A 22,861-nucleotide genomic window follows, 5' to 3' on the forward strand; every position below is an offset into this window, starting at 1 on the left:
GAGATCAGTGCTCGGGCAGGACGTTCCAGAGGGTCAAGGCGTCCAGGAGGCCGGGCGTGAGCGGGAGGCGTACCAGGTCGTCGTGGGCGCACCAGCGGGCGTCGGCGGCGTCGTCCCCGGCGGTGAGCGAGCCGCCGGTCACGGTGGCGAGGTAGTCGCGGATGACGTACGTGTCGCCGCCGAGGCCGGGCCGGTCCACCGCGCCCGCGAGCTCGCCCACCCGCACCACCAGGCCGGTCTCCTCCAGCACCTCGCGCCGCACGGCCGCGCCGTCCGTCTCGCCGGGCTCCACCCGCCCGCCGGGCAGGGACCACAGCCCCTCGCCAGGAGGCCGGCCACGCCGGATGACGAGCAGCCGCCGCGAGGAGTCGAAGATGATCGCTCCCACACAATTTACGCGCACCTGACCAAGATTACGACGAGATAACGGGCAGCGGCCTTGACGGGGCGGTGGCCGAGGAAGCACCGTGGGTAGCTGTGAGAGCGGCTCCGACCTGCCCGCGGTGTTTTGGCCCGCTTCACGGGCCCAGTGCGTTGAGCGCATGGCGATGCGACGCGCACGGTGACGTCCTGCCCTATCAGCCACCCTGGCCGCCGTCGCAGGCGGCGGTGGAGGCGATGCGCAAGAACTCCCTGCTGCCCGTGTGGCTGCCCTGGCCGTTGCCCGCCGGCTGGCTGGTGACGGGCTTCGGCGAGGTGGGCGACGAGCACCGGGGAGGCCGGGCCAGCGTGGTCGCCCTGTCCGGGCCGGCGCTCCTGCACGGCCCCGCCGACCTGCTGATCATCGCCGAGGAGCCGGGCGTGGGGCTCGGCGCCGCGTTCGCCGGGCTGGACGGGCCCGATCCCGGCGAGGGATTCGACTCCGGGCCGCCGAACGCCAAGATCGAGGTGCTCGGCCACCCGACGCCGCTGTGGTGCGTGGGCGGCGCGCCCGACCGGGCCGTCTACGCCGGTGAGGCGCTCGGCAACTGGCTGTGGACCATCGCCTGGCCGGCGGAGGCCGGATGTCTCATCGGGCTGGGCGACCTGAGCCTGCTCGACCTGCGCGACCACGACCTCGACGTGCCCTTCGGGGCGTTCTCGCCGAGGCTGGAGGACTAGGACCGGCCAGATCCGGATCGCGCGGCGGCATGTCGCGAACGTGATTCGCTCATTCACCCAGACGGACTAGAGTTCGGAGGCGTGACAGCGCGTATCGAGCGAGTGGTGACCGAGGGCGTCGTCGACATCGACGACGTCGAATACAAGGTCGAGAACAACACCTGGATCATCGGCGACGACGACGAGGTGATCGTCATCGACCCGGCGCGTGACGCCGACAAGATCCTCGAGCAGGTCGGCGAGCGCGAGGTGCTCGCCGTGATCTGCACCCACGGCCTGCCCGACCACGTCGGCGCGGCCATCGAGGTGGCCAGCAGGGACGAGGCCGTCATCGCCCTCCACCCCAAGGACAAGCCGCTCTGGCGGGAGACCTGGTCGGAGACGTGGCCCGACATCGACATGGAGGACGACGGCATCTTCGGTGTCGCCGACGTTCAGCTCGACGTCATGGAGACGCCCGGCATCACGCCCGGCGGGGTCTCCCTCTACTGCGAGGGGCTCGGGGCCGTCTTCTCCGGCAAGACGCTGCAGGCCGACGGGCCGGGCAAGCTCGGCGGCGAGTATCCCCGCCTGGCCGACCAGCTGACCGCGATCGGCGGGCGGCTGTTCACACTGCCCGGGGAGACGCGTGTGCTGGCGTCGCACGGTGACGAGGTGACGGTCGGCGACCTGGAGCCGCACTTCGACGACTGGATCTCGGGTTCGCTGACCCGCACCGCGGCCGAGCCCGCCGCCGAGGGCCCGCTCTCCGACGGCACCAAGATCTCCGGCATCAAGCTCAACGGGGGCGACGAATAGGGTGCAGGACCAGCTCCCGCTGGAAGGGATGCCGCGGCGGCTCTACTCGTGCACGCCGTCGCGGTTGAACGCCTGGCTCGACTGCAGGCGCCGTTACCGGTTCAGCTATCTGGACCGGCCCCAGCCGTCCAAGGGTCCGGGCTGGGCGCACAACAGCGTGGGGGCGAGCGTCCACAACGCGCTGGCGGCCTGGTGGCGAGAGCCGTACGAGCGCCGTACACCGTTGACGGCGGCCATCCTGCTGACCAACGGGTGGATCGGGGAGGGGTTCAGGGACGCTCAGCAGTCGGCTGAGTGGCTCGGCCGCGCCCGTGACCTGGTGTCCGGATATGTCGCCACGTTAGATCCGTCGGATGATCCCGTCGGCGTCGAGCGCACCGTGGCCACCCGCACCAGCGTCATCGCGGTCTCCGGCCGCATCGACCGCCTCGACCGGCGCGGGGACGAGCTGGTGGTCGTCGACTACAAGACCGGGCGGCGGCCGCTGACCCAGGACGACGCGCGCTCCTCGCTCGCGCTGGCGATCTACGCGGTCGCGGCGACCCGGATGATGCGCATCCCCGCCCGCGCCGTCGAGCTGCACCACCTGCCCACCGGCGAGATCGTCGAGTGGCGCCACACGGACGAGTCGCTCGGCCGTCACCTGGCGCGTGCGGAGGAGATCGCCCTGGAGGCCTCCGCCGCCGACGAACGCTACCGAGAGGTCATGGGCCCTCCGGCCGCCAGGACCCGGCGGCCCTCAGGGGCCGCTGGCGGGCGCTCCGGCACGGCGGGTGGCGCTGGTGCCCCCACGGCGGCGCAGGGCGCGAGAGGCCCCTCTGGGGCGTCCCACGGCTCGCGTGAGGACAGGCCCTCCGTGGGGCCCGCACGGATCCCCGAAGAGCTCGACGCTCTCCTCGCGCCCAGTCCCGGCCCGATCTGCGGCTGGTGCGACTTCCGCCGCCACTGCCCCGAAGGGCAGGCCGCGGCCCCCGAGCGCCGCCCCTGGGACGCGCTCGCCGAGTGACCCGCGCGGTCACAGGGGGATGGGCCTGGTGTCCATGAAGTGAGTTTCGGCGGCGTTCCAGAACCTGACGAGCGCCGCCGCCGTCGTCTCCGGCGCCTCCACCGAGGGGGAGTGCACGGCGCCCGGCACCACCACGCACTCGGCGTTGAGGTTGGCGGCCATCTCCGACTGCGTCTCGGCCGACCAGCCGTCGTCGTGCTCGCCGTACAGCACCAGGGTGGGGAGCTCGACCTGACGCAGCTCGTCGACGCGGTCGTGCATGGTGACCACCTGCTCGGCCATGCACCGCAGGCCCGTGGGGGAGTTGGACAGCAGGCGCTTGCGCAGGAACGCGATGATGTCGTCCGGCACCCCGTTGGCCAGCGCCTCCGGCTCGAAGCCGGCGTGCCACACATGGTCGAGCCCCAGCTCGGGGATGTCGCGCATCATTCTTCTGGCATGATCCGCGCGCTTGCCCGCGATGGCGGCGGGACCGGAGCTCATCAGCGTGAACGAGGCGAACTTGGTGCGCCCGTCGATGACGGCCTCGCGCGAGACCAGCCCGCCGAAGGAGTGGCCCACCAGGTGGACCGGCTCGCCGTCGCCGATCTCCTGGGCCAGCGCGTCGATGTCGGCGCCGAGCGCCGCGCAGGTGTAGGCCGCCGGATCGTCGCCGCCCTGCGTTTCGTACTGGCCGCGCAGGTCGACGGCCAGCACACGGCGGCCCGACTGGGCCAGGGTCTGCAGGACCGCGATGAAGTCTTCCTTGCTCCCCGTCAGGCCGGGCACCATGAGCGCGGGCCAGCGCTCCACCACGCCGCTCACGGGCAACGCCTCAAGGGCCGCGAACATGCCCTGGGGCGTTTCGATCTTTCGGGGTGCAACGCCAGGAGGCAGGTGCAGGAATCGCGGCGTACTCACGTGGGGCAACAATACCCAGAGCCCAGCGCGTCAACACCGGTGAACGGACCACACCGGTGCGGTTTTGGGCGAAATGTGAGTAATGCCGGAGCTGGCGGCGTACAAGCGAAAGGCGCGCACCGCGGGTGCGGTGCGCGCCTTCATGGCTGTGCTCAGCTCGTGCTCAGCCCGTGCGGCGGCGGTTGCCGCCACCGCCACCGCCGACGCCGCCGCCACGCGGCTGGCGGCGCTGCTGCTTCCGCTCGGTGGCGGCGGACGGGGCGATGTCGTCGTCGTCCGTCGCCAGGTCCGGCGACTGGAAGATCACCGAGAACGGGCTGGCCGGAATGATCCGCTCCGGCTCCTTGCGGGCCGGGGGCTCCGGCGTGGACAGGAAGCTGGGAGCCTGCACTGCGGCCTGCTCTGTCGCTGTTTCGGTCACCGGGGTGGCCTCCATGATGGGCTTGGGTGCGGTGGCCGGCTCGGACACCGGGCCGTTGTCCACAACTGAGTCCACAACAGGGTCCACGACCGGCTCGCCGGCGGGCTCCACGTTGTCGACGACCGGCGCGGCCTGCGCCGGAGTGGTGCGGCGGGTGCGGCGGCGCGGCTCGGCGGCCACCGTCTCCACCTCATCCGTTGAGATGATCGCGGGCGTCTCCTCCTGACTGCGGGAGCGACCGTTCACGGGCTCGACCTCCGGCGTCTCGACGAGGACGGCCTCGTCGGCGGACTTGCCGCCGCGGGTGCGGCGGCGCTGGCGTGGCGCGCGAGCGGGACGCTCCCGCTCCTCACGCTCGTCACGGCGCTGTCCCCCACGCACTCCACTGCGTACGCGGGGCTTGCCCGTCTCGCCGAGGTCCTCCACCTGCTCCGCCGACAGGCCCGCCCGCGAGCGGTTGGCGCGCGGCAGCACGCCCTTGGTGCCTTCGGGAATGCTGAGCTCGGTGTAGACGTGCGGCGAGGTGGAGTAGGTCTCCACCGGGTCGGGGAAGTCGAGGCCGAGCGTCTGGTTGATCATCTTCCAGCGCGTCAGCTCCTCCCACTCCACGAACGTGACCGCGATGCCGGTGCGTCCGGCCCGGCCGGTGCGGCCGATGCGGTGCACGTAGGCCTTGTCATCGGCCGGGCAGTCGTAGTTGACCACGTGGGTGACGTCGTCGACGTCGATCCCCCGGGCGGCCACGTCGGTGGCGACCAGCACATCGATCTTGCCGTGCCGGAACGCGCGCAGAGCCTGCTCGCGCTGGCCCTGGCCGAGGTCGCCGTGGACGGCCGCGACCGCGAATCCACGCGTGTCGAGCTGCTCGGAGACCATGTCACAGGCCCGCTTGGTCTCGCAGAAGACCATGGTGAGCCCGCGGCCATCGGCCTGCAGCAGCCGGGCGACGATCTCGATCTTGTCCATCCGGTGCGCCCGCCAGACGATCTGCCGGGTCTGCGGCGGGGTGTCGCCGTCGCCTTCCTCGACGTCGGCGCGCACGCGGGTGGGACGGTTGAGGTACTTGCGGGAGAGCCCGACGATCTCGCCCGGCATGGTCGCCGAGAACAGCATCGTCTGGCGCTCGGCCGGGACCAGCTTGAAGATCCGCTCGATGTCGGGCAGGAAGCCCAGGTCGAGCATCCGGTCGGCCTCGTCGAGCACGAGGCTGTTGATCTGGCTCAGGTCCAGGTGCTTCTGCTTGACCAGGTCGAGCAGACGGCCGGGAGTGCCGACGATGACGTCGACCCCGGCCTTGAGCGCCTCGATCTGCGGCTCGTAGGCGCGGCCTCCGTACACGGTCAGCACTCGGGAACCGAGCTTGCCCGCGGCGGTGACCAGGTCTTCGCTGACCTGCACGGCCAGCTCGCGGGTCGGCACGACGACCAGCCCGCGCGGCTTCTTGCGGTTTTTGCGTGGCTTGCCGATGCCTTGCAGCATCGGGATGCCGAACGCGAGGGTCTTCCCCGTGCCCGTCCTGGCCTGACCGATGAGGTCCTGGCCGCTCAGGGCGAGCGGGAGAGCCATCTCCTGGATCGGAAACGGTGTCGTGATGCCCTCGGTCTCGAGGGCATCGGCGATTTCTGGTGTGACTCCGAGGTCTCGGAAAGTCGTCAGCGTGGCCTGCCTCAGTCTCAAATGAAGGCGGGCCTGCCGGGACCGACGGGCGGAAATGAATCCCCGTGCCTGGGTCCTCGCGGTAGAGCCAGCCCTCTCGCGTCATCAGCGACCGCGCACCCGGGGAGCGGGGGTTATCGGGGGAGATTCCCCCGAATTAACACAGTGCGGTCGCACTTTCACAGAGCAGTGTACTCGATACCACAACGTTGGCCGAGCTCAGATATGTTCCCGAAGATTTCGCCAAGTACGCTGCGAGGCATGAACGAGTCTCCTGGGGTCGCCGACCTGCTCGGCGTTCTGGCCTATGCCGAGCTCAGCGCATTCACGAGGATGACCGAGGACGCCGCGCACCTGGCACCCTCACTGGCCGACCGCGCCGCGCTGAGCGAGCTGGCCGTGGCGGAGTACGCCCACTTCCGGCTGCTCCGTGACCGGCTCACCGAGCTGGGAGTCGATCCCGAGCAGGCGATGCGGCCCTTCGCCGAGGCGCTCGACGCCTGGCACACCCAGACCAGACCGGCCGACTGGCTGCAGGCCCTGGTCAAAGCATACGTGGGGGTGGGCATCGCCCTCGACTTCTACCGGGAGGCGGCCAGGCGGCTGGAGCCGTCGATCGCGAAGCTGGTGGACGAGGTGCTGGCGGACGAGGGCCGGGCGGGCTTCGCCGTGGAGCGGGTCAGGGCGGGCGTGGCGGCCGATCCGGTGGCGAGTGGACGGCTGGCGCTGTGGGCGCGGCGGCTCGTCGGCGAGGCGCTCAGCCAGGGGCAGCGGGTCGCGGCGGCCCGGCCCGAGCTGGCCGGGCTGCTGGTGCGGTCGGGGGACGACGACCAGGCGGAGATCTCCCGGCTGTTCGCCGCGCTCACCGAGGAGCACGGCAAGCGGATGGCCGCGCTGGGACTCTGAGACCCTCTTCTGGGCCGGCGACCGAGGAGCGGCGCAGCTCCGCGCGGCGGCGGAGACCCTCTGAGACCTCCGGGCCGACCGTCGTCCGGCATCGTGCGGCGCGCGGGCCCGCAACGGTTGTACGGTGCGTGGTATGAGGGCCTCGCGCCGCTATGGCAGTTCCTTGACCAGATGTGGGCCGAATCGCTGGACTTCGCGCGCTGTACTGCGCAGGGGAAGCGCGGACTGTCCGACCGAACCCAAGCGAAATGTCCTTCTCCGCCGCCGGCGGCCCCGTGGCTGCCGGCTCGGCGAGCCCCAGCTTGGCGAGCCCCACGAGGATTGCTGAGGCCCGGCCAAGCCGGACGCGCTAGAGGGTGCCGCCGAAGCCTACGGGGCGGGTCTCGTCCTCACCGATCTCCAGGAATCCGAGCGACGAGACCGGCACCACGATGCGCCTTCCCTTCACATCGGTGATGGAGAACACCCCCCGATCGGCTGCGAGGGCCTTCCTGATCTCCTCTTCGACCTGGTCGGCTGACAGGTCGGTCTCGACAACGAGCTCACGGTGCACGGAACGCACGCCGATCTTGATTTCCATCATGCTCCCTTTCGACGGGGCTGGCTCATCCCATCGTGACCGCCGAACGGTGGAAAAACGCCGCTGATCGCGGCCAGCGAACGGGTTATGCCGTACGCGGAAAACCGCTGATGCCCCGCCAGGCCAGCCGGGCCATGAGCTGCTCGGCCGCGTCCTTGGGGATGGAGCCGTGGGTGGTGACCCAGTAGCGGGCGCTCACCTCGGCCATGCCGACCAGCCCGACCCCCAGCAGGTGAGCCTCGTCGCTGGTGCAGCCGGTGTCCTCCTGGATCACCGCGCTGACCATCTCCGCGCACTCGCTCAGCGACCGCTCGACCATCTGCCGCACCGGCGCCACATTGCGCAGATCGGACTCGAAGACCAGGCGGAAGGCCTCACCCTGGGTGGAGACGAAGTCGAAGAACGCGCTGAACGTCGCCTGGACGCGCAGTTTGTTCTCGTGGGTGGAGGCCAGCGCCTCGCGGCACCGGGAGACCATGTCCTCGACGTGCAGGTCGAGGAGCGCCAGATAGAGCTCAAGCTTGCCGGGGAAGTGCTGGTAGAGCACCGGCTTGCTGACACCGGCCCGCTCGGCGATCTCATCCATGGCGGCCGCGTGATAGCCGTTCTCGACGAAGACCTCCTGTGCCGCGCTGAGCAGCTGCCGGCGGCGGGCGAGTCGGGGCAGCCGGGTGCCCCGGGGCTTGGCGTCCGGGGTAGCGGTCACGCGGGTCTCCATGGGCTCGTACGGTTCGTGCCGACATCCTATGTGGGGGGAGTCGACGTCTCAGCGATAGTCGTCATCATCGAACTCGACCACCCGGTCCTGCTCCGCCGCGTCGGCCGGGTCCACTTCGAGCGGGGTCTCCCGGCGTGCCTGGGTCTCGCCCTCGCCGGTCTCGCCGAGCTGGCGCTGCTGCTCGGCGGCGTCGGCCTCCGGAGCCTCCATGGACAGCTCCTCGCCCTCGGCGAAATGTCCTTCGTCCCCGCGTATGTCCATCTCCGACATTGGTCCCCCTCTACGTGTGGACGCGTCCAGCCTACGCCCGGGTGAAAAGGTCGCCGTGCTCATCCACTCTGGCGAGCACGTCCGACGTGGTGAACACCAGATCCTCGGGGTTCTCGCAGGCTTCCACCTCCTTCCACAGCAGCGGGGTCGACACCGTCGGGTGCGCCCTGGCCCGCAGTGAGTAGGGGGCCACGGTGGTCTTCGCGGGATTGTTCTGACTCCAGTCGATGAACACCTTGCCCAGTCGGAGCTTCCTGGTCATCACGCTGAGCACCTGCTCGGGATGCTCCTTCGCGAGCATCTGGGCCAGCCGCTTGGCGTACGCCGACGCCTCGTCGCGGCCGTCCCAGTCGGCGTAGAGCTGCATGCCCTTGCTGCCGCTGGTCTTCGGCCTGGCGGTGAGCCCGTCGTCCGCCAGCACCGCGCGCAGCATGAGGGCCACCTCGCAGCACTCCACGATCGTCGCGGGCGGGCCGGGGTCCAGGTCGAACACCAGCGTGTCGGGCGGCAGCGCCTCGCCCTCGGCGGACACCCGCCACTGCGGCACGTGCAGCTCCAGGGCGGCGAGATTGGCGTAGTAGACCAGGGTCGGCAGGTCCTCGACGACGGCGAAGTCGATGGTCTCGCGGTTCTTGGTGCTGCCGGGCACGGGCAGCCGGACCCTGCGCACCCACTCGGGCGTGTGCTCGGGGGCGTTCTTCTCGAAGAAGCTGGCGCCCTCGACACCGTTCGGGTAGCGCTTGACGGTCAGGGGTCTGCCGTCGAGGTGCGGCAGCAGCACTGGCGCGATGCGGCTGTAGTAGTCGATGACCTCGGCCTTGGCGAATCCGACCTCCGGATAGAGCACCTTGTCCAGGTTGCTCAGCGTCAGCTCGCGCCCGTCGACCTTGACCGGAACCTTCGCCCTGCTCATCGGGCCGGGCTCACCTCGCTCGTCACAGCCTTATCTCCTTACCTCCGAAGGGAGTTTGTCCGGACGCAGGCCCCGCCACACGGGGTGGCGCAACCTCTGCTCGTCCGTCCACATGGTGTAGGCCACCTCCCCGACCAGATCCGGTCTAACCCATCGATTACGCCACGGAACCGGGTTGTGGAAGGGGCTGCGGGGGATCTCCAGCGGGCGCAGGATCGCGTACAACAGGTTGAGGACCTCGTCGGTGAAGCCGGTGCCGACGTGTCCGACGTACGTCAGCCCACGCGACGTGAACACGCCCATGATCAGCGAGCCGATCCCGGCGGCCCGGCGGCCCTTGCCGGGCTTCCAGCCGCCGATCACCACCTCCGTCGTGCTCAGGTTCTTGACCTTGACCCAGGAGGGGGAGCGCACGCCCGGCCGGTAGGGCGAGTCGAGGCGCTTGGCGACGACGCCTTCCAGGCCCTGCTCGTGGGTGGCGGAGAGCAGGTCGCTGTCTCCGGGGAAGTACGGCGGGGCGCCGATGTCCAGCTCGTCGAGCAGGGCGCGCCGGTCCTGGTAGGGCAGGTCGCACAGGGACATGCGATCCAGGTAGAGCAGGTCGAAGGGGACGTAGGTGACCGGGTAGCGGTCCACGATCAGCGGTTCGGGATCGGTCAGGTGCATCCGGTGCTGCAACCGTACGAAACTGGGCTTGCCGTGGGGGTCCAGGGCCACCACTTCGCCGTCGATGACCGCATTTTTGATGGCGAACCCCGAAATTTCGGGGTATCTGCGGGTGTAGTCGGCGCCGTGCCTGCCCGTCACCTTGAGGGCGTCATCCAGGTGCACGAGGGCTCTGATGCCGTCCCACTTGACCTCCAGGCCGTACCGCTCGCGATCGGACGGTAGTTCCCCAGGTACGGCCAGCATTGGTTCGAGGGGGTGTGGCATTGCTTGCACCATGACGGGTATGTGCCCATTAGCGACCCGCCCGCTACCGCTGAGGAGTGCCCATGCGCAGCATCTGGAAAGGTGCGATCTCCTTCGGGCTGGTCACCATCCCGGTCAAGCTCTACTCGGCGACCGAGCAGAAGGACGTCAGCTTCCATCAGGTGCACCGCGACGACGGCGGCAGGATCCGCTACAAGCGGGTCTGCACGATGGACGGCGAAGAGGTCCCCTACGCCGACATCGCCAAGGGCTACGAACTGGCGACCGGCGAGATGGTGGTGCTGACCGACGAGGACTTCGAAGGACTGCCGCTCAGCACCTCACGCAGGATCGACGTCCTGCAGTTCGCCCCCGCCGAGCAGATCGACCCCATCTACTTCGCCAAGTCGTACTACCTCGAACCCGACGCCCAGGGCGCCAAGCCGTACGTGCTGCTGCGTAACGCGCTGGAGAGCTCCGGCCAGGTCGCGGTGGTCAAGGTCGCCCTGCGCCAGCGCGAGTCCCTCGCAACCCTGCGCGTACGCGACGGCGTCTTCGTGCTGGAGACCATGCTCTGGCCCGACGAAATCCGCAAGCCCGACTTCGAGTTCCTCGAAGAGGACATCGAGGTACGCGCCCAGGAGCTCAAGATGGCCGAGTCGTTGATCACCACGATGGAGTCCGACTTCGACCCGACCGAGTACCACGACACCTACCGCGAGGCTCTGCAAGAGGTGATCGAGGCCAAGGTCGCGGGCAAGGAGGTCATCGCGCCGCCGGAGGGCGAGGAGGAGGCCGGCCCGGCCGTCGACCTCATGGCCGCGCTGCGGGCGAGCGTCGAGGCGGCCAAGCGCGAACGCGGCGGCGAGCCCGCCAAGCCGAGGAAGGCGGCGTCCAAGTCCACTTCCGCAAAGTCGACGGCGTCGAAGGACACCAAGGAGAAGGAAGCGGCCCCCAAACGCAAGACCCGCAAGTCCGCCTGAACACCCCTGCCACCCCAGCCCTTGTCAGGGTGGCCCGGCCGTGCCTGTGTTTGCCAGGGCGACTCGCCCCGCCGTGCCTGGTCTTGTCGGGATGGTTCGTCGTGCCGTGCCCGCCTTTGTCGCGGCGGCCAGGTCCGCCGTGCCCGCTCTTGTCAGGATGGCTCCTCCGCCGTGCCGCCTTTGTCACGGCGGCTCGTCCCGCCGTTTCCGGCCCTGTGAAGGCGGCTTGCCCCGCCGCGCTCGCTCGTCCCGCCGCCCGCCTGGTGTACGTGCGCTTGGGCCGCAGGACTGGCGTGCGCCGCGAATCGCGGTGAGCAACCGAGAGGTGCCCGTCAGTTGTCGGTACGGCGCGAGTACTGACCTTTGTGTACGGCTGTGTACGGCGCGCTGCCGGCGCGAGCGCGGCGTGCTGACCTGTGGCTACAACCCGCGTTCTGATCTGTGTACGGCCTGCGTGCTGATCTGTGTACGGCCTGCGTGCTGATCTGTGTGTACGGCCTGCGTTCTGGCATTTGTGTGCGGCGGGCGTAGTGGCGCTTGCGTGGCGGCGGTCGGGGGCGTCGGGTGCGCGGCGGTTTGTGCTGCGGCGGGTCAGTGTGCGGTGGGCGTGCTGGCGGTTGTGTGTACGGCCTGGGAGCTGACGGTTGGTCGTACGACAGGCCGGGTCCGTAGTTGTACGGCGGGGTGTACTGGCTTCAACGAGGGCTGGAAGCGCGCCCTGATGGGCTTGGCTAGGCGTACGGACTGCCGGGCTTCGCCGTCGGGCTTGGCCGGCTGGGGACGGGCTTCGTCATCGCCCAGGCGCCTGGCGCTGGAGACCGGTCGCGTCTGAGACGGCTGGTGCTTGGGCCGGTGGTTTCGGTCGGTGGTGTTCTTCTGGTCGAGGCGGCTTGTGAACGCATCATTCGACGGCTCACGAGATCACCAGCGGGCCGAAGGCGATCGGCTGGCTTGCGAAACCGGTTCTGGCCCGGAACAGATCAACCCATCTTCACCCGAGCCGCCCCTCGGCGCTTCGATGATCGTGCGGATGTCAGGCCCTTTGGTGATCTTGTGGTGGGTGAGCCTTGGGAACGCGATCTTGAGGTCTTGCTGTCTGAGGCGAGTAGATCGTTGGGTGGGACATAATCGGACAAATCGCAGCATTTCATTTGATAAATGCTTAATGCAAGCAATAAGGTTCTTGGGGTATAGCAAAATGGGGTCATTCCAGTTTATTTGCCCCCTCTCTCGGAAATGACTTTTGACGGATGACTCGTTAACGGCCATCCGAGACAGTACCGGTAATCCGGAAATGTCGAGAACGGGGCAACCGATCCTTTAGGGGGAAACGCAATGCCCAAGCTCAAGAGTGTTATCGCAGGAGTCGCCATCAGTACGGCGCTGACTGGGGGGGCAGTCAGTCTGGGCGCGATGACCACCGCAACCAGCGCCAACGCGGCCACCACCGTAAAGGCTGGCACGTCCGTCCTCGCCGGCTCGGGCTGCTGGCGCCACCGCCGCTGCGGTTGCGGCCACTGGCGGCACCACCGTCACCACCACGGTCGCCAGAAGATCCGCATCAAGCTGCATGTGCACAACAACAACCACAACAACAACCACAACGACAACCGCCAGGTCGCGAACGGCGACGACTTCTGACCGCCGAAGCTGAATGGGGAGCACGCTTCAGCTTGAACCTGTGTTGCATATCTGAATGCCATAGGGTTTCATCAATGCGATGAAGTCGAGCGCCTGCATGGGTGCCCGTATTCGAGGGTGACGTCGCTTTTCATCGAACAGCGACATTCACCGTTTGAATACGGGCATTCGGCGTTGCAAAATCACGAGAATGAAAGCCGGCGCCCCCTGCCCTGAATGCCGCCTCCGAACGGCTTCAGCACAATCCCGAACGGCCCGAGCGCGACACCTGACGGGCCAGAGCACGAGCAGACCTTGTCGCCCCCACCGCCCGTGGGCGTCAACGACTCCGCGCGGCTTGGCCGACCCCACATAGGGACACCCCCGACATTCCCAGGAGCCGACCCCAGGCACCACGGCGGATCCCCGGTCGCGCCACGTCAGATCGAGCGGCGTCGACAGGATCTGTCTCCACGCCGAACATCTGATCCCGGACGACAGGCAGTACAGGATCGCCCGCCCATCTGGCGCGACCCTCGCCGATCCATGCCTCAAGGTCCCCATAGAAGCCTGGCCGGGTCAGCTCCCAGATGGGTTGGTGCGACATCATCATCGGCACGCTGGATGACCTTGCTCTTGCCCTTCGAGCCGCCCTTGTCGGCGACGACCTGGGCCTGCGTCACGTCGGGCGCGTACCGGATCTCACCCAGCGGCAGAAGATCGACGGTTCAGTGGTGACCGAGGTTGACCTGGCGGTGAGGGAGGAGGCGCGTCGGGTGGGCGGCCGGAGGACGCGTTCCTGGGCGAGGAGGCCGGTGAGCCCGGCCGGGGGCGGCGTCGCTGGATCCTGGACGGCATCGACGGGACCTTGGTCTTCGTGCGCGGCGACGAACGCTGTGCCTTCGCCGTGGACGTGGCGGAAGGGCGGGGTGCGGCGATGGCTTCACGTCGGGGAGTCGCCCGAGGAGGTGCGGGATTACGCGCCGTTGTCCGTGATCGTGACCGAGGCCGGGGGCTGCAGCGGAGTTCGAGGACCGGCTCATCCAGCGATCGGCACTGCGGCGTTCTACCTGGGGTCCGGCGGTGTACAAGGGCTGCGTGCTTGATCCCGGCCGACGGCTCCATGGCCGAGCCCGTCGATGCGGAGACGTAGCCGGCGATGCGAGTGGCCGGGGTCACCGTTGATCGCCTTGATCCGGTGCTGGGAGAGGCACGGGACGAGGGGGGTGGGGAAAGTCGAATGCCCGTATTCGATGGATGAAGTTCGCTGCTCGGTGAGGAGCCGCGGTCCATCGAATACGGGCACTTATCCAGGTGCTAGGAGTTCATCGCAGATGCAACCCTATGACCCTTGGATGTTCGACTCAGGCTCAAGCTGACGCGTGATCCTTGGTCATTCGTCGTCGCCGCCGCCGTTGCCGCCGCCGTTGCCGTTGCCACCGTTTCTGGGCGTGATATCGATGTCGCGACGGTTGTCGTTGGTGTTATTGGTGTGGTTGTTGTTGTGCACGTGCACCCTCACGCGAACCTTGCCGTGGCGGTGGTGGCGGTGACCCCAGTGGCCGCCCCAGCCCCAGCCGCAGTGGTGGCGGTGCCCGCATCCCGAAGCCAGGACGGACGAGCTCGTGCTGACAGCGGTCTCGGCATTGGCCGCCGAGGTCATCGCGCCCACGGTGACCGCGCCACCCGTCAGCGCCGAGCTGATGGCGACACCTGCGAGAAGACTCTTGAGCATGGGCATTGCTTTTCCCCCTAAAAGGATCGGTTGCCCCGTTCTGATGTTTCCGGATTACCGGGAACTGTTGCGAATAACTGCTATATGTCATCCGCATCGTGTATATTTCCTGGCTCGGTGCTGGACAAACCGGGTACTGTCCGGCTTTGCTCCGTAATAGCATTTTCATTGCATTCATCAAGATCCGCCCCGATAAATGGCGAAGCCTCAGCGTGCAGAAACCACAGCGGGCATGGCAAAAGGCCCCCTGGCGAGCCAGGCGAGCCTTTCTTGTGAATGACGGTCTGATCTTGTGAATGACGGTCTGAATGGCGTACGGAGATCGAGCCGATTATGGAGCCGGGCCGAGTGCCCGTATTCGCCGGACGTCGTCCATAGACCACCCGGTGAATACGGACACTCATTCGCATGCCTCATCGGCGCGTGCCCGGTTGGTTCGACCGGCCGTACCGAGGCCGAGTGGAAGTCTCAGTCGGTGACGTCCCCGGTCTCGTCCTCTTCGGTCTCATCGTTCCTGTTGACGTTGTTGGTGCAGTTGCGGTTCTCGATCTTGATGGTGACCTCGCGCCGGTGGAAGTGCCGGAAGTGGTGGTCGTTCTTGCAGGTGTCGCCGGTGAGGACAGGCGCGCTGGCGACGGCGCTCGCCGTGGTGGTCAACACGCTCATGCCGACCAGGCCGCCGGCCAGTGCCGTGCTGATGGCGACTCCCGCGATAACACCCTTGAGCTTGGGCATTGCGTTCCCCCTGAATGATTTGATGGTCCGTTCCAGACTTTTCCGGATTACCGGAAAACATCCTGGGTGGCTAACCAACCACCCATTTAATGGCATTTCCTGGACAGGAGAGAAGTAAACTGTGTCTGTGCTATTTTGCCGTAGAGCAACGGCTTTATTGCTCACATAGAATGCCATCTGCCGCAATACTGCGACTTGTCCGAGCATGTCGTAATCGGTGCTGGCCGGCTAAAGGGCACGCGCCGCCTCGGGAAAGATGCCACCGTGTCCGAGCTCCGCCATCTTTCGCCCTCAAGGGTGTCCCGCACTTCCTTCGAGCCGACGCTGAGTTCCGCTACCGCCGCCCACCTGCCATCTGGTTGTCATGTTCTCCGATCTCGAAGGCCACAAACGACGATCAGTAGCCTTTATCCATAGTTGGAAAGTCATGAGATCGTTTAGATATCCATAAATGGAAATAAGCTGATATGTCCGAATCGGGATCACGGCCCACGGCGGAGCCCCGGTCCGGTGGCCGGCACTCCCCGCCACCAGCGCCCCGCCCTCCCCGTCTTTCGTATGGTTGGTACGTACCGCGCCGAAGACCGAGACCCGGTGCCACGGTCCCGGCAGCGGGACGCTCAGGTGACGGAGAGGAGCAGACGATGGCGGAGCCGGTCCCCCACTGGCCAGGACGCATGATCGGCCCGGTGCACGTCAGGTCCACCCCGAAGGGCGCCGCCGAGCAGGCGGTGTTCGTCCACGGCCTGGCCGGTTCGGCGACCAACTGGACCGACCTGATGGAAGAGCTGAGGGACGAGGTCACCGGGCACGCCATCGACCTGCCCGGAGCGGGTTTCTCACCCGAGCCCGCCGACGGCGACTACAGCGTCGCCGCGCACGCCATCGCGGTGATCGGTCTCCTGGAGCGCATCGGGCCCGCCCATCTGTTCGGCAACTCGCTGGGCGGCGCGATCTCGGTCAGGGTCGCCGCCACCCGCCCCGACCTGGTCCGCTCGCTGACGCTCATCTCGCCCGCGCTGCCCGACCTGCTGCCCCGGTACGGCCCGGTGCGGGTGGCGGCGGCCGCCACGCCGCGGCTGGGCGAGTGGGTGGCCGACAGGCTCAGGCTGGTCCCGGCCGAGCAGCGGATCAACGCCTCCTTCAGCATGGTCTGGGCCAACGCCCGCGCGGTGCACCCGGTGCGGTTGCGTGACGCGGTGGAGGAGCTGCGCCGGCGCGACTCAGTGCCGCACGCCGCCGCCGCGATGATCGGCTCGGCCAGGGGCATCGTGGCCGAGTACTTCCGCCGTGGCGAGGACAACCTGTGGCGGCAGGCGGAGCAGGTCCAGGCGGCCACCCTGATCATCCACGGCCGGCACGACCGGTTGGTGCGGCCCGCCATGGCCGCCAAGGCCGCCCGCTCGTTCCGTCAGGTCAGGCTGGTGCTGCTGCCCAGGGCGGGGCACGTGGCGATGATGGAGCTGCCGCAGGTCGTGGCCATCGAGGCGCGCCGTCTGATCAGTGAGACGCGATTGGGGAATGCCCCACTGCCCGGCTAGGTTTCACTGAGAGATAAGACCCCTGAAACGGGAGCGTTGAAAGTGTCGTTGCCACCGCTGGTCGAGCCGGCCGCCGAACTTACTGTCGACGAAGTGCGCCGCTACTCGCGCCACCTGATCATCCCTGACGTGGGGATGGCCGGGCAGAAGCGGCTGAAGAACGCCAAGGTGCTGTGTGTGGGCGCCGGCGGCCTTGGGTCGCCCGCGCTGCTCTACCTTGCCGCGGCAGGTGTCGGCACGCTCGGGATCATCGATTTCGACGTCGTCGACGAGTCCAACCTGCAGCGCCAGGTCATCCACGGTCAGTCCGACGTGGGCCGGCTCAAGGCCGAGAGCGCCGCCGCGTCAGTCCGCGAGATCAACCCCCTGATCGACGTCGTGGTGCACAACGCGACGCTGACCACCGAGAACGTCATGGAGATCTTCTCCGGCTACGACCTCATCGTCGACGGCACCGACAACTTCGCCACCCGCTACATGGTGAACGACGCCGCGGTGCTGCTCGGCAAGCCGTACGTCTGGGGCTCGATCTACCGCTTCGACGGCCAGGCGAGCGTCTTCTGGGCCGAGCACGGCCCCTGCTACCGCTGCCTCTACCCCGAGCCCCCGCCTCCCGGCATGGTCCCCTCGTGCGCCGAGGGCGGCGTGCTGGGCGTACTCTGCGCCTCGATCGGCTCGATCCAGGTCAACGAGGCCATCAAGCTGCTCACCGGCATCGGTGACCCGCTGGTCGGCCGGCTGATGATCTACGACGCCCTGGAGATGAAGTACCGCGACGTCAAGGTCCGCAAGGACCCCGAGTGCGTGCTGTGCGGCAAGAACCCCACGGTCACCGAGCTGCTGGAGGACTACGAGGCGTTCTGCGGCGCGATCTCCGACGAGGCCGCCGAGGCCGCCACCGGCTCGACGATCACCGCTCAGGAGCTCAAGGCGATGCAGGACGGCGGCGAGAGCATCTTCCTCGTCGACGTGCGCGAGCCCAACGAGTACGAGATCGTCTCCATCCCCGGCGCCACGCTGATCCCCAAGGGCGAGTTCCTCAACGGATCCGCGCTGGAGCGGCTCCCGCAGGACAAGCGCATCGTGCTGCACTGCAAGTCGGGCGCGCGCTCGGCGGAGGCGCTGGCGGTCGTGAAGAACGCCGGCTTCTCCGATGCCGTTCACGTCGGCGGCGGCGTGCTGAGCTGGATCAAGACGGTGGACCCGAGCCTGCCCGAGTACTGAGCCTGATCCCTGAACGGTCCAGTCCCGTCAACAGTCCGGTTTCTGAGGATGACGCAGGGTCGCCCGCATTAAGGTCGATCCTGTGGACAATCCTCGCCTCTGGCCCTCCCTCGTGGTGGCCTCCGCGCTGACCCTGGTCTGCGCGGTGGCCGCCGGGGTGGCGGCCGGTGAGGCGGGGACCGAGCTCACCCGCGGCCCGAGCGCCGCCGAGCTCCGAGCGGCGGCCGAGCGCGAGGTCGCCGAGCGCTGGCGCACTTGGGAGGCCGGGCGCATCTTCCCCGCGAGCCTGCCGTACTCCGCGGAGCAGGGCGGGCGGGAGCGGGCCAGCCGGATCGGCATCTCGCCCGACACCGGCTGCGCCGGCTCGGTCGACGCGAAGGTGGCCGAGGCGCTGGCCGTGGCGGGGTGCCGGGCCGTGCTCCGCGCCACCTACATCGACGCGCTGCGCGGCGTGCTCGTCACCGTCGGGGTCGTCGCGCTGCCCGACGAGCCGCGCGCCGCCCGCGCCAGGATCGCGTTCCCGGGCGCGGGCAAGCCCGTGCCCGGTCTGCGACCGCTGGCCTTCCACGGTACGGTCTCCCACCGTTTCACTCCTGCCGTGCGGCAGGCGGGCTCGGTACGGCAGGAGGGCCCGTACCTGGTGCTGACCACGGCCGGGCAGGTCGACGGCAGGCCGCCCGTGACGTCCGGCGAGCAGCGTCCGGCCGTCTACGCCTTCGCGACCGAGCTCTCCGAGCGGGTGCTGGCGGACCTGAGCGCGCCGGTGATGCCCGACTGCTCGGCCGAGGAGTGGCAGTGCTGAGCGAGGAGCGGCAGTGCTGAGCCGTGTCGGCGTGGCCGTGCTGGCGGGGGCGTTGCTGTTCGACGCGCCGCCCGCCGTCGCCGACGAGGTGCGCCGCGGCCAGCGTCAGGTGATCGAGGCGCTCGACCTGCGTACGGCCTGGCGGATCAGCAAGGGTGAGGGCGTCAGCGTGGCGGTGCTGGACTCCGGCGTCGATCCCGGGCACCGCGATCTGGCCGGTTCGGTGACCGTGGGCAAGGACTTCGCCGACGGCGCGAACCCGCCGGGGGTGCCGCCCCTGCGCATGCACGGCACGTACATGGCCTCGCTGATCGCCGGGCATGGGCACGGGCCGGACGGGAGGTTCGGCGTCATCGGGGTCGCGCCCGAGGCGGGGGTGCTGTCGGTGCGGGTGATCCTTGAGGACGAGGAGCCGGGCTTCAAGGAGTTCACCACCTCCCAGCGGTTCGAGAACTCCGTCGCCGACGGCATCCGTTACGCGGTCGATCAGGGCGCGGACGTGATCAACCTGTCGATCTCCAAGGAACTGCCGAACAGGCAGGAGCGCGCGGCCGTCCGTTACGCGATCTCCAAGGGAGTCGTGCTGGTGGCCGCGGCGGGCAACCAGGGCGCGGACGGCGGGACCGTTCCTCTCTCCTATCCGGCTCCCTTCTCCTATCCGGCGTCCTTTCCCGGTGTGGTGTCGGTGGGGGCGGCGGACGGGAAGCTGCGGCGGGCGGCGTTCTCCAAGCGGAACCCCTCGGTCGTGGTGGCCGCGCCCGGGGTCGACATCATGGGCGCCGGGCCCGACGGCGGGTATTGGGTGGGCAAGGGCACGTCTCAGGCGACCGCGCTGGTCTCGGGAGTCGTCGCCCTGATAAAAGCGAAATATCCAGAAATGTCGCCGCCGTTGGTGGTGCAAGCCCTGGCCGAGAGCGCGACCGACAGGCCGCCGGGCGGCTACGACACCGGCACCGGATTCGGCGTCGTCAACGCCGCCAGGGCGCTGGCTGAGGCCGGCAGGCTGGCCCGCCACACTGTGACGGCCGCGGCCGGCCAGGCGCACGACCCCGCCAGGCCGCTCGGCGGCGGCCCGACGGGCCCGGTCAGGGTCGTCCACCGGGACGGCGAGCATGTCATGGCCTACGGCTCCATCGCCGCGGCGCTGGCCGCGGGCGCCCTGGGCTCGCTGGCGGTCATCTTCGCTCTGGTCAGGAGAGTGCGACGCGCGCACAATTGCCAAGACGCATGATCCGCCATCTAAGGGGGACGAATTAGACACGTAGCCGAACGGGGAACGAGGCGGTGGTGAAGGCACGCAGGTCCACCTCAGGTCTGCCACGCGCCGGGGGAGCAGCCACGCCGGGACGGAGGAATCCGCTCGGAGCCACCGGCCGTGGTTCCCGTGTGCGCGACTGGCCTGCGGGCGGCAGCGCGAGCAGGACGGCCGCCAAGGAGCGGGCCGAGGCCGAAGCGCTCCAGCAGGGCATCCGCTACCGGCGGCTGTTCGTGGCGTTGCTCGGCACCATCGTGGCCCTGTCGGCCGTCATCGTGCTGCTGGGCACCGCCGGCCTGTTCAGGGAGACCCGGTCCCGGCCGCTGACCCCCGAGGAGCAGAACCGCTACAAGCAGGAGGAGATCGCCAGGCGCTGGCAGTCCTGGCCCGCCACGAGCGTCTTCCCCGAAGAGGTGAAGTATCTCGGGCTCGACCGCGTCCAGCAGTACGCCAGGCGCGTCGGCATCGCCCCCGAGACCACCTGCCGCAACGCCGTCGACTCCTCGATCGCCACGATCCTCGACGGCCACGGCTGCCTCACCATGCTGCGCGCCACCTACGTCGACCAGACCTCCACCTTCGTCATGACCGTAGGCGTGGCCGTGCTGAAGGACGAGGAGGCCAGGGTCTCCGCCGGTGAGGAGCTCACCCAGGACGACCGGGTGGGCGTGCTGCCCGTCGCCTTCCCCGGCACCGTGTCCGAACGGTTCCAGGCCCAGCAGCGCCAGCGCACCGGCTGGGTGGGCGCCGGGCCGTACCTCGTCTTCTCCACCGCGGGCTACGCCGACGGCCGCACCAGGGCCGCCATCCCCCCGGAGGAGATCCTGCACAGCGAGCTCTGGCCGGCGGCCAGGTCGGTCGGCAACCAGATCGCCTACTTCCTCGCGGACCCGCCCAAGGTGCCGCCCTGCACCCAGGGGAACGTGTGCTGACCGCCGTACGCGTGCTGACCGCCGTCATGCTCGCCCTGCACGCCCCCGTCGAGGCGCCCATCAGGGAGAAACAGCAGTGGGTGCTCGACGCGCTCAACGTCGAGCAGGCGTGGACCGTCACCAAGGGCAAGGGCGTCACCGTGGCCGTCATCGACAGCGCCGTCGACAAGGGCGTCAAGGAGCTGCGCGGCCGCGTCACCGTCGGCCCCGACATGAGCTCGTCCTCGGCGCGCGACCAGGCGGCGCCCGGCAGGCACGGCACCGCGATGGCCGGGCTGATCGCCGGCTCCGGCGCCGACGACGGCCTGATCGGCGTCGCGCCGGAGTCCCGCGTCCTGTCCCTGCCGCTGGCGCTGGACGAGGAGCCCGACCTCCACGCGATCCCGCCGCTGGAGGACCAGCGGAGCGCGACGCAGAGCCCGCTGGCCCGGGCGCTGCGCTACGCCGCCGACCACGGCGCCCAGGTCGTCAGCATGTCGATCGGCACCTACGGCCCGCAGCGCACCGAGCGCGAGGCCGTCTCCTACGCGCTCGGCAAGGGCGTCGTGCTCATCGCAGCCGTGGGCAACGACGGGCAGAGCGAGTACGCCAAGGAGAAGGGCACCTCCTACTGGAGCTTCCCCGCCGGCTATCCGGGGGTCGTCGGGGTGGCCGCCGTCGACAAGCAGAGCAAGGTCGCGCCGTACAGCAGTGACAATCTGTCCGTGCTGGTCGCCGCGCCGGGCTCGGGGGTTCCCGTGGTCAAGCGTGGCGGTGGCTACGAGGTGACCGACGGGACCAGCTCGGCGGCGGCGCTGGTGGCGGGGGTCGCGGCGCTCATCAAGGCACGCCATCCCGACATGCGGCCGGCCCAGGTGGCGCAGGCGCTGGCCGCCGGCTCCAGGGGCCGGCCCGCCGCCGGCTACGACGACAGGAGCGGGTTCGGGGTGGTCGACGCCGTGGCCGCGATGAACGCCGCCGAGCGGCTCGCCGGCGAGCGGCGTTCCCTGCCCGTGCCGGACGACCAGCACTTCGGGCAGGGGGAGAACTCGCCGCCGCCGTCGGCGCCCGGTCCCGATCCGTGGCGGCTGTGGCTCTACGGCGGGGGAGTTCTGGTGGCGCTCATCCTGTTCTGCGGGGCGATCGTCATGCTCAATCAGCGCAGACAGTAAAGATCCGCTATGGTCGCGCGTCATGGGATACGAGCTACGCGTGGTTCGTGAGTCTCCGCTGGCCTTTGGAGAGCTGGCGAGGGCGATCGCGCCGGCCGGTTTCGAGCTGCGCGGATCGGACGAGATCGTCGCCAGGCATGGCGGCGGCACGCACCCTGTGGGCGCATGGCGGGACCAGCTGATCGGGGAGCCCGGCTCCGACTGGCAGGTGGCGCAACTCGTCCGGCTGGCCGCCGCGCTCGGCGCCAGACTGGTCGGCGAGGACGGCGAGGTCTACGCGCTGCGCAACGGGGTCGTGGAGGTGCTGGCCGATGGCACCGCGATGGAGATCGGCAAGCTGGACGAGATGATCGACGCGGGCCCGGCGGCGTGGACGCCGTGAACCCGTTCGCCGAGGCGGTGCTCGAAGTCGTCGAGCGCATCCCGCCCGGCAGGGTCATGTCCTACGGCGACATCGCCGAGTATCTGGGCGAAGGCGGGCCGAGGCAGGTCGGCCGGGTGATGTCCACGTACGGAGGCGGTGTGCCCTGGTGGCGGGTGGTGCACGCGGACGGCACGGGCGCGCCGGATCACGAGGCGCGCTGCCTGGCCCATTGGCGGGCCGAAGGCACCGCGCTGAGGGGTGAGCGGGTGGACATGCGGAAGGCACGCTGGGATGGGCGTTCAGCCGATTTTCAGGAAGCGCCGTGACCTGCTTTTTCA

24 protein-coding genes and 1 pseudogene are annotated in these 22,861 nt (G+C 69.0%); 15 read left to right on the plus strand and 10 right to left on the minus strand.

What is annotated here, in order from left to right; translation table 11 throughout:
* Window positions 1-4 precede the first annotated feature (4 nt).
* Window positions 5-388, minus strand: a complete 384-nt coding sequence (locus ACTMTF_RS25620; protein WP_441112954.1) for an NUDIX hydrolase — start codon at window positions 386-388, stop codon at window positions 5-7.
* Between the two features lie 89 nt (window positions 389-477).
* Between ACTMTF_RS25620 and ACTMTF_RS25625 the strand changes: the two genes are divergently transcribed.
* The 3 genes from ACTMTF_RS25625 (at window position 478) to ACTMTF_RS25635 (ending at window position 2,905) form a co-directional block, all read left to right on the plus strand.
* Window positions 478-1,101 (plus strand): DUF6758 family protein, encoded by a 624-nt coding sequence (locus ACTMTF_RS25625; protein WP_441112955.1) that lies wholly within the window; start codon window positions 478-480, stop codon window positions 1,099-1,101.
* 81 nt (window positions 1,102-1,182) lie between these two features.
* Window positions 1,183-1,899 carry an MBL fold metallo-hydrolase gene (locus tag ACTMTF_RS25630; protein WP_441112956.1) on the plus strand — a complete coding sequence of 239 codons (717 nt, stop codon included), beginning with the start codon at window positions 1,183-1,185 and terminating at the stop codon, window positions 1,897-1,899.
* Between the two features lies 1 nt (window position 1,900).
* On the plus strand, window positions 1,901-2,905 hold the full coding sequence (locus ACTMTF_RS25635; RefSeq protein WP_441112957.1) for a RecB family exonuclease: 1,005 nt from the start codon (window positions 1,901-1,903) through the stop codon (window positions 2,903-2,905).
* Between the two features lie 9 nt (window positions 2,906-2,914).
* On the opposite strand, the gene ACTMTF_RS25640 is transcribed toward ACTMTF_RS25635, so the two are convergent.
* Both ACTMTF_RS25640 and ACTMTF_RS25645 read right to left on the minus strand, forming a co-directional pair.
* Complete coding sequence (locus ACTMTF_RS25640; protein ID WP_441112958.1) at window positions 2,915-3,805, minus strand: alpha/beta fold hydrolase; 891 nt, start codon at window positions 3,803-3,805, stop codon at window positions 2,915-2,917.
* Window positions 3,806-3,968: 163 nt separating this feature from the next.
* Window positions 3,969-5,792: a DEAD/DEAH box helicase gene (locus tag ACTMTF_RS25645; protein ID WP_441112959.1), complete on the minus strand. Its 1,824-nt coding sequence runs from the start codon at window positions 5,790-5,792 to the stop codon at window positions 3,969-3,971.
* A 351-nt stretch (window positions 5,793-6,143) separates the two neighbouring features.
* On the opposite strand from ACTMTF_RS25645, the gene ACTMTF_RS25650 reads away from it, so the two are divergent.
* Window positions 6,144-6,788, plus strand: coding sequence for a ferritin-like fold-containing protein (locus ACTMTF_RS25650; RefSeq protein WP_441112960.1), 645 nt, complete (start codon window positions 6,144-6,146; stop codon window positions 6,786-6,788).
* Window positions 6,789-7,137: 349 nt separating this feature from the next.
* Here the strand turns inward: ACTMTF_RS25650 and ACTMTF_RS25655 are convergent, their stop codons facing one another.
* The 5 genes from ACTMTF_RS25655 to ligD (ACTMTF_RS25675) all read right to left on the minus strand — a co-directional run bounded on the left by ACTMTF_RS25655 (window position 7,138) and on the right by ligD (ACTMTF_RS25675) (window position 10,181).
* On the minus strand, window positions 7,138-7,371 hold the full coding sequence (locus ACTMTF_RS25655; protein WP_441112961.1) for a DUF3107 domain-containing protein: 234 nt from the start codon (window positions 7,369-7,371) through the stop codon (window positions 7,138-7,140).
* Between the two features lie 82 nt (window positions 7,372-7,453).
* On the minus strand, window positions 7,454-8,074 hold the full coding sequence (locus ACTMTF_RS25660) for a TetR/AcrR family transcriptional regulator (RefSeq protein ID WP_397011667.1): 621 nt from the start codon (window positions 8,072-8,074) through the stop codon (window positions 7,454-7,456).
* A gap of 60 nt (window positions 8,075-8,134) precedes the next feature.
* The gene (locus ACTMTF_RS25665; RefSeq protein ID WP_441112962.1) at window positions 8,135-8,356 is read right to left on the minus strand and encodes a hypothetical protein; all 222 of its coding nucleotides are present in this window, start codon (window positions 8,354-8,356) and stop codon (window positions 8,135-8,137) included.
* Window positions 8,357-8,387: 31 nt separating this feature from the next.
* On the minus strand, window positions 8,388-9,269 hold the full coding sequence (gene ligD / locus ACTMTF_RS25670; RefSeq protein ID WP_441112963.1) for a non-homologous end-joining DNA ligase: 882 nt from the start codon (window positions 9,267-9,269) through the stop codon (window positions 8,388-8,390).
* A gap of 30 nt (window positions 9,270-9,299) precedes the next feature.
* On the minus strand, window positions 9,300-10,181 hold the full coding sequence (ligD, locus tag ACTMTF_RS25675; protein ID WP_441112964.1) for a non-homologous end-joining DNA ligase: 882 nt from the start codon (window positions 10,179-10,181) through the stop codon (window positions 9,300-9,302).
* 83 nt (window positions 10,182-10,264) lie between these two features.
* On the opposite strand from ligD (ACTMTF_RS25675), the gene ku reads away from it, so the two are divergent.
* The 3 genes and pseudogenes from ku to ACTMTF_RS25690 form a co-directional block, all read left to right on the plus strand.
* Window positions 10,265-11,164: a non-homologous end joining protein Ku gene (gene ku, locus ACTMTF_RS25680; RefSeq protein ID WP_441112965.1), complete on the plus strand. Its 900-nt coding sequence runs from the start codon at window positions 10,265-10,267 to the stop codon at window positions 11,162-11,164.
* Between the two features lie 1,335 nt (window positions 11,165-12,499).
* Complete coding sequence (locus ACTMTF_RS25685) at window positions 12,500-12,805, plus strand: hypothetical protein (protein WP_441112966.1); 306 nt, start codon at window positions 12,500-12,502, stop codon at window positions 12,803-12,805.
* 772 nt (window positions 12,806-13,577) lie between these two features.
* A pseudogene (locus ACTMTF_RS25690) lies at window positions 13,578-13,937 on the plus strand (hypothetical protein); the annotation flags it as partial.
* 240 nt (window positions 13,938-14,177) lie between these two features.
* Here ACTMTF_RS25690 and ACTMTF_RS25695 read toward each other — a convergent pair.
* Together ACTMTF_RS25695 and ACTMTF_RS25700 are read right to left on the minus strand one after the other, a co-directional pair.
* Window positions 14,178-14,525 (minus strand): hypothetical protein, encoded by a 348-nt coding sequence (locus ACTMTF_RS25695; RefSeq protein WP_441112967.1) that lies wholly within the window; start codon window positions 14,523-14,525, stop codon window positions 14,178-14,180.
* A gap of 462 nt (window positions 14,526-14,987) precedes the next feature.
* Window positions 14,988-15,254, minus strand: coding sequence for a hypothetical protein (locus ACTMTF_RS25700; RefSeq protein WP_397011652.1), 267 nt, complete (start codon window positions 15,252-15,254; stop codon window positions 14,988-14,990).
* A gap of 644 nt (window positions 15,255-15,898) precedes the next feature.
* On the opposite strand from ACTMTF_RS25700, the gene ACTMTF_RS25705 reads away from it, so the two are divergent.
* The 8 genes from ACTMTF_RS25705 to ACTMTF_RS25740 all read left to right on the plus strand — a co-directional run bounded on the left by ACTMTF_RS25705 (window position 15,899) and on the right by ACTMTF_RS25740 (window position 22,849).
* The gene (locus ACTMTF_RS25705; protein WP_441112968.1) at window positions 15,899-16,795 is read left to right on the plus strand and encodes an alpha/beta fold hydrolase; all 897 of its coding nucleotides are present in this window, start codon (window positions 15,899-15,901) and stop codon (window positions 16,793-16,795) included.
* Between the two features lie 42 nt (window positions 16,796-16,837).
* Complete coding sequence (gene moeZ / locus ACTMTF_RS25710) at window positions 16,838-18,019, plus strand: adenylyltransferase/sulfurtransferase MoeZ (RefSeq protein ID WP_397011648.1); 1,182 nt, start codon at window positions 16,838-16,840, stop codon at window positions 18,017-18,019.
* An 82-nt stretch (window positions 18,020-18,101) separates the two neighbouring features.
* Complete coding sequence (locus ACTMTF_RS25715) at window positions 18,102-18,821, plus strand: hypothetical protein (protein WP_441112969.1); 720 nt, start codon at window positions 18,102-18,104, stop codon at window positions 18,819-18,821.
* A gap of 13 nt (window positions 18,822-18,834) precedes the next feature.
* Window positions 18,835-20,052 (plus strand): S8 family serine peptidase, encoded by a 1,218-nt coding sequence (locus ACTMTF_RS25720; protein ID WP_441112970.1) that lies wholly within the window; start codon window positions 18,835-18,837, stop codon window positions 20,050-20,052.
* A 155-nt stretch (window positions 20,053-20,207) separates the two neighbouring features.
* Window positions 20,208-21,008 carry a hypothetical protein gene (locus ACTMTF_RS25725; RefSeq protein WP_441112971.1) on the plus strand — a complete coding sequence of 267 codons (801 nt, stop codon included), beginning with the start codon at window positions 20,208-20,210 and terminating at the stop codon, window positions 21,006-21,008.
* Entirely contained in the window at window positions 21,002-22,159 is a 1,158-nt protein-coding gene (locus ACTMTF_RS25730; protein ID WP_441112972.1) for a S8 family serine peptidase, read from the plus strand. The genes ACTMTF_RS25725 and ACTMTF_RS25730 overlap by 7 nt, the downstream gene beginning before the upstream one ends.
* A gap of 22 nt (window positions 22,160-22,181) precedes the next feature.
* Complete coding sequence (locus ACTMTF_RS25735) at window positions 22,182-22,541, plus strand: hypothetical protein (protein WP_397011639.1); 360 nt, start codon at window positions 22,182-22,184, stop codon at window positions 22,539-22,541.
* Window positions 22,529-22,849 (plus strand): MGMT family protein, encoded by a 321-nt coding sequence (locus ACTMTF_RS25740; RefSeq protein WP_397011637.1) that lies wholly within the window; start codon window positions 22,529-22,531, stop codon window positions 22,847-22,849. The genes ACTMTF_RS25735 and ACTMTF_RS25740 overlap by 13 nt, the downstream gene beginning before the upstream one ends.
* Window positions 22,850-22,861 lie beyond the last annotated feature (12 nt).

It is taken from the genome of Nonomuraea sp. ZG12 (assembly GCF_052068115.1).
GTDB lineage: Bacteria > Actinomycetota > Actinomycetes > Streptosporangiales > Streptosporangiaceae > Nonomuraea.

What these genes read in the sequence shown, in the direction of transcription:
- ligD (WP_441112964.1), bottom strand. Translation starts at nt 10,181, where the DNA reads ATGCTGGCCGTACCTGGGGAACTACCGTCCGATCGCGAGCGGTACGGC.
- ligD (WP_441112963.1), bottom strand. Translation starts at nt 9,269, where the DNA reads ATGAGCAGGGCGAAGGTTCCGGTCAAGGTCGACGGGCGCGAGCTGACG.
- ACTMTF_RS25695 (WP_441112967.1), bottom strand. Translation starts at nt 14,525, where the DNA reads ATGCCCATGCTCAAGAGTCTTCTCGCAGGTGTCGCCATCAGCTCGGCG.
- ACTMTF_RS25650 (WP_441112960.1), top strand. Translation starts at nt 6,144, where the DNA reads ATGAACGAGTCTCCTGGGGTCGCCGACCTGCTCGGCGTTCTGGCCTAT.
- ACTMTF_RS25645 (WP_441112959.1), bottom strand. Translation starts at nt 5,792, where the DNA reads ATGGCTCTCCCGCTCGCCCTGAGCGGCCAGGACCTCATCGGTCAGGCC.
- ACTMTF_RS25735 (WP_397011639.1), top strand. Translation starts at nt 22,182, where the DNA reads ATGGGATACGAGCTACGCGTGGTTCGTGAGTCTCCGCTGGCCTTTGGA.
- ACTMTF_RS25655 (WP_441112961.1), bottom strand. Translation starts at nt 7,371, where the DNA reads ATGATGGAAATCAAGATCGGCGTGCGTTCCGTGCACCGTGAGCTCGTT.
- ACTMTF_RS25685 (WP_441112966.1), top strand. Translation starts at nt 12,500, where the DNA reads ATGCCCAAGCTCAAGAGTGTTATCGCAGGAGTCGCCATCAGTACGGCG.
- ACTMTF_RS25705 (WP_441112968.1), top strand. Translation starts at nt 15,899, where the DNA reads ATGGCGGAGCCGGTCCCCCACTGGCCAGGACGCATGATCGGCCCGGTG.
- ACTMTF_RS25665 (WP_441112962.1), bottom strand. Translation starts at nt 8,356, where the DNA reads ATGTCGGAGATGGACATACGCGGGGACGAAGGACATTTCGCCGAGGGC.
- ku (WP_441112965.1), top strand. Translation starts at nt 10,265, where the DNA reads ATGCGCAGCATCTGGAAAGGTGCGATCTCCTTCGGGCTGGTCACCATC.
- ACTMTF_RS25700 (WP_397011652.1), bottom strand. Translation starts at nt 15,254, where the DNA reads ATGCCCAAGCTCAAGGGTGTTATCGCGGGAGTCGCCATCAGCACGGCA.